The organism is Burkholderiales bacterium (assembly GCA_013695435.1).
Taxonomy (GTDB): Bacteria; Pseudomonadota; Gammaproteobacteria; order Burkholderiales; family JACMKV01; genus JACMKV01.
The window spans coordinates 1-4,111 of the sequence record JACDAM010000067.1; the positions used below are offsets into that span (position 1 = coordinate 1).

The 4,111-nt window shown below is 56.4% G+C and carries 6 protein-coding genes; 2 read left to right on the forward strand and 4 right to left on the reverse strand.

The window, feature by feature from the left end; all coding sequences use genetic code 11:
- Positions 1-116 precede the first annotated feature (116 nt).
- Complete coding sequence (locus tag H0V78_04030; GenBank protein MBA2350973.1) at positions 117-449, forward strand: hypothetical protein; 333 nt, start codon at positions 117-119, stop codon at positions 447-449.
- Positions 450-607: 158 nt separating this feature from the next.
- Here the strand turns inward: H0V78_04030 and H0V78_04035 are convergent, their stop codons facing one another.
- The 4 genes from H0V78_04035 to H0V78_04050 form a co-directional block, all read right to left on the reverse strand.
- Positions 608-1,885: an MFS transporter gene (locus H0V78_04035; protein MBA2350974.1), complete on the reverse strand. Its 1,278-nt coding sequence runs from the start codon at positions 1,883-1,885 to the stop codon at positions 608-610.
- Between the two features lie 15 nt (positions 1,886-1,900).
- Entirely contained in the window at positions 1,901-2,632 is a 732-nt protein-coding gene (locus tag H0V78_04040; protein MBA2350975.1) for an MBL fold metallo-hydrolase, read from the reverse strand.
- A 38-nt stretch (positions 2,633-2,670) separates the two neighbouring features.
- Positions 2,671-2,997: a DsrE family protein gene (locus H0V78_04045; GenBank protein MBA2350976.1), complete on the reverse strand. Its 327-nt coding sequence runs from the start codon at positions 2,995-2,997 to the stop codon at positions 2,671-2,673.
- An 89-nt stretch (positions 2,998-3,086) separates the two neighbouring features.
- Positions 3,087-3,758, reverse strand: coding sequence for a metalloregulator ArsR/SmtB family transcription factor (locus H0V78_04050; protein ID MBA2350977.1), 672 nt, complete (start codon positions 3,756-3,758; stop codon positions 3,087-3,089).
- Between the two features lie 227 nt (positions 3,759-3,985).
- Here H0V78_04050 and H0V78_04055 point away from each other — a divergent pair.
- Positions 3,986-4,111, forward strand: a 126-nt coding sequence (locus tag H0V78_04055; GenBank protein MBA2350978.1) for an anthranilate/aminodeoxychorismate synthase component II, incomplete at its 3' end; no start/stop codon positions are given.

Consider the following 4,111-nt stretch of genomic DNA (forward strand, 5'->3'; position numbering starts at 1 on the left):
AGCCGGCGGGAACCCGACCGCCAACGAGAGGCAGTAGAATACGCGGCGCGAATTCAGCGGTACGACCGGCAATTGTTAGCATTGGTTTAGGGGCAAGAATAAGGGCAAGCGATAACATGCAGCTTAAGGGATTGCTGATCGGTGATCCGGTCACGTACCAAACGCCCAGCCCGGCAGGCGGCGTGCAAATGGAAACATTCATTCCTTGGACGCTGGTTAAACGCGGTGTGAGGAGACAAGTCATTACGCCCATCGATGCGCCAGAGCAGTTTCAGGTCGAGGCAACGGTGGAGCGACGCGAACGCAAGGCAGCGCAGGACACGCCGTTGATCCGGGCGCTGGGGTTGGCGCATCACTGGCAGCGCCTGCTCGACGACGGAAAAGTGCGAACCATCAGCGACATTGCTCAAATGGAAAATGTGGACGTCACGCTGGTGCAACGGCACTGACTGCAGGCGCTTACCAGCAAACTGCCGCCTGGCGGCTTTGTTGTGTCTGTCGTCTATTTTTTTGTTTTCGGTCGCCAAAGACAATAGCGCTCTGGATGCGCGCGTAGCGGTCAGCATGAGTCTGAGCTTTGCAAAGTCTCGCACGGTGTAGCTTGCTGTCAAGCGGGGTTAATTCTTGGGTGGGTTTCTTCGCCGAACCACCACAGCAGCGCACCGGACAAGAACATCGAAAGGGCAACGAACCAGAAAGCAGCCTCCATCTGTCCACTGAAATGGGCGGTCAAGCCAAGCCCCAGCGCGCCGATTCCGTATCCCAGATCGCGCCAGAAGCGGTAGATGCCGATAGCCGAACCACGCCAATCGGGATGAGAAATATCGGCCACCGCTGCAGAGAGGTTGGGATAGAGTAGTGCCATGCCGAAGCCGGAAATCGCCGCGGAGAGAGTCCACCACGCCACGCCACTACCCAGCATCATCATTGCCACGCCTGCACCGCAGATCCACATACCCCACAGGTTGGGGTGATGGCGTCCAATGGTGTCCGACAGGCGTCCGGTGAAAAGCTGCGATCCACCCCAGACGAAACCATAGACCCCAATGATCCAGCCCACGTTAGGCAGGCTGACACCCTGCCGGTAAAGGAACACAGGATAAAAGACCCACACTAGGGCGTCGACGAACTTTTCGACCAGTCCAGCTTGGCTGATGGCCGCCAAGCGTCGGTCGCGCCAGGACATGAGCGCGAAAATTTCCCAAGTGCCCGGTTGCGGGGAAATATTCGTTGGATAGCGGGGCATGGAATGCGAAGTAGTGCCACGGTGTCGGGCGGCATCAGCTTTTGCCCAGGGCAAGGTGTCCTTGACCCACAACTGTGTGAGAAAAAGGGCCAGTCCGATGACGATGAGACCAAATGCGAGCAACCCCTCGCGTGCGCCAAGCACGGTCGCAAGATAGGCGGTAACGATGCCTGCGAGCGCGACGCCGAGGTAGCCCGCAAACTCATTGAGGCCGATGGTGAGCCCGCGCTCGTTGAGTTGCGTGATGTCGAGTTTGGAAGTCTGGGTCATAGACCAAGTCAGCCCCTGATTGATTCCGAGTAGCACGGTTGCCAGAACGATCCAATTCCAATTGGGGGCGTACCAGACCATCAGCGGGATGGGCACTGCTACCGCCCATCCGATCAACAGCACCTGTTTGCGACCAATTCGTTCAGAAAGACGCCCCGCGACAAAGTTCATGGCACCCTTAACGATCCCGAATGCCACCACGAACGAGGTGAGCAGTACGAAAGAGTTCTTCGGTACGCCGAACTCCGATTCGGCCAACGCGGGCACTACGGTGCGCATCATGCCGATGGTTAGACCGACGAGAAGCACCTGCAGCAGTTGGTGCAGGAATTGGTCAAGGTTGGCGCGAATGCCGTGCTGAAGGTTCATGGGTTCGCCGTCCGCTCAGGTCGCGATGTTGGCGGCGATAATGCGATCCATATCTGCTGGTCGCGAGGGAATGGAAGCGGTCAAGTGATCGATGAAGGTAGCTTTGTCCATCATCAGCGCGGCATTCCAGCGCTTCTCGAAACCGATCGTCGAAGATGGTTTGCCAGACAGACCTGCTCCGCAAGCGCTGCCTGCCTGATGGCCTGGGAAGATTTCCAGTTCATTGGGCAGCGTCAGCAGCTTCGTATGCAGGCTGTCGTATAGCACGTCCGCCATTTCCACTTCTCGCCCCGCCAAGTCCGGACGGCCCACTGCGCCTACGAACAAGGTGTCCCCGGTGATTACGAACCAAGGAGCTTCGCCGCGACGTGCATCGGTGACAAGCAGGCAGACGCTGTCCGGGGTATGGCCCGGCGTGTGCAGCACCGTCACCTTGACGTTGCCGATATCCAGCAACTGTCCGTCACGCAAGGGTTCAAAGTCATATTTCACCAAAGCCTGATCGGACTCGTGCAGACAATACGATGCGCCGACGCGCTGGGCCAACGTGCGCCCACCCGAGTAGTGATCCGCGTGAACGTGTGTGTCAATCACCCAGAGGATTTCGACCTGAGCTTTGCGGGCTTCCTCTACTAACCAGTCTTCGTCACCCGCGACGACGTCCACCGCGACGGCCTTGCCCAGACTCGCGCAGCCGAAAAAATAGGACAAGGACGAATCCTTGGTGGCAAGTTGCTTGAAAAACATCGCCGATGCCTCCTCAGAAAACCAAAACCTTGCTTGCCTCAACCCGTCCAGTCGGCGAGCTGCGCAAGCGTCGAACGCTTTGCACCTTCCATCATTTCCGACTCGGCCATGCCGCGTGCATCCATGCAAGTGCCGCATAACGCGACTTCGCCTTTGCGCAAAACCTTGTCTAGCATCAATTGAATGTTGTAGTCGCCTTCTGGGACTTTCTGCCCCGACTTGGCGCAGCCGACCGCATCGGCCATCAGAAAGACGTGAACGCGCTGATCGTCCTTGTTGGCGAGAGCACCGGCAAGACGCAGAGCGTTGTAGGCGCGCTCGTTACCGTAAGGAGCGTCGTTGAGAATAAAAAGTATGGAACTCATGTCTCTAGCTTTTCATTTGATGGTTGCTGTCAAGCCGTCGAAAATTACGGCGCACCATTTTGTTGATTAAAACGCTGTCAGTGGTCGGTTCATTTCTCGACCAACGCTTCGACCGGCAGTCCAGCCGCTCGCCACTCGCTGACGCCATCAAGGATCTTGCGTACCCGATAGCCCCTCGCTCCGAGCAAAGCCAATGCTTCGTCGGAAAGCAAACAGAAGGGGCCTCGGCAATACGCAACAATCTCTTTGTCGGCTGGTAGCTCCAAGAGCCGTTTTTCGATCTCGGCGACTGGCATTGAGCGGGCAAAGGGCAGGTGCGCTACCTCGTATTCGGCTTGCGGACGCACGTCGATGACGACGACGTCGCCGCGCCGCGCCTGCTCCAGTAGCACTTCACGGCTGACAGATGCAAGCTTGGCTGGATCGGCCACCATCTGATCCAGAGCCAGTCTTAGCTCCACCAAGTGCTCCTCAGCTACCTGTCGCAACATCACCCAAAGGCCAGCCACATCTTGACCTGTGAGTCGATAGATGACGTACTTGCCATCGCGCCGTGAGGAGACTAAGCGAGCGTCCTTCAATGCCTTCAAATGGGCGCTTGTGAGCTTGATGTCGACCGACAATTCGATAGATAGCGCCTCGACGGTTTTTTCCCCTTGCGCCAGCAACTCCAACAACTCTAGCCGCTTGGGACTGGAAACGGCCTTGCCTATGCGGGCGACTTGTTCGTACAGCAGATCTTTTAGGGTTCGCTTTTTCATTCCAACATTCTAACGATAAATAGAATATTGTGCAATGGTTAGAACGGTCTCTGTTCTCGGTCGCCTAACCAAGCAGACGTAATCGGACAATTGATGTTTCTTGTAGCCGAGAATTAAGAGAAAATGCGCGCCTGAAGTCATGTGCGAAACAAAAGCGGGTAACTTTGCGGGTATCAATTTCCCAGAAGTCACAATCTAGCAATGATAATCAAAGGCTTATCTGTTTTATGCTGCTGATGATCGACAATTACGATTCCTTCACCTTCAACCTGGTGCAGTATCTTGGTGAGCTGGGGCAGGAGGTCCGCGTCGTGCGCAACGATGAGGTCACGCTGGATGAAGTTGGCGCAATG

Bases quoted from the DNA above. Each gene is read 5' to 3' on its own strand.
- H0V78_04030 (MBA2350973.1), top strand. From the start codon at position 117: ATGCAGCTTAAGGGATTGCTGATCGGTGATCCGGTCACGTACCAAACG.
- H0V78_04035 (MBA2350974.1), bottom strand. From the start codon at position 1,885: ATGAACCTTCAGCACGGCATTCGCGCCAACCTTGACCAATTCCTGCAC.
- H0V78_04040 (MBA2350975.1), bottom strand. From the start codon at position 2,632: ATGTTTTTCAAGCAACTTGCCACCAAGGATTCGTCCTTGTCCTATTTT.
- H0V78_04045 (MBA2350976.1), bottom strand. From the start codon at position 2,997: ATGAGTTCCATACTTTTTATTCTCAACGACGCTCCTTACGGTAACGAG.
- H0V78_04050 (MBA2350977.1), bottom strand. From the start codon at position 3,758: ATGAAAAAGCGAACCCTAAAAGATCTGCTGTACGAACAAGTCGCCCGC.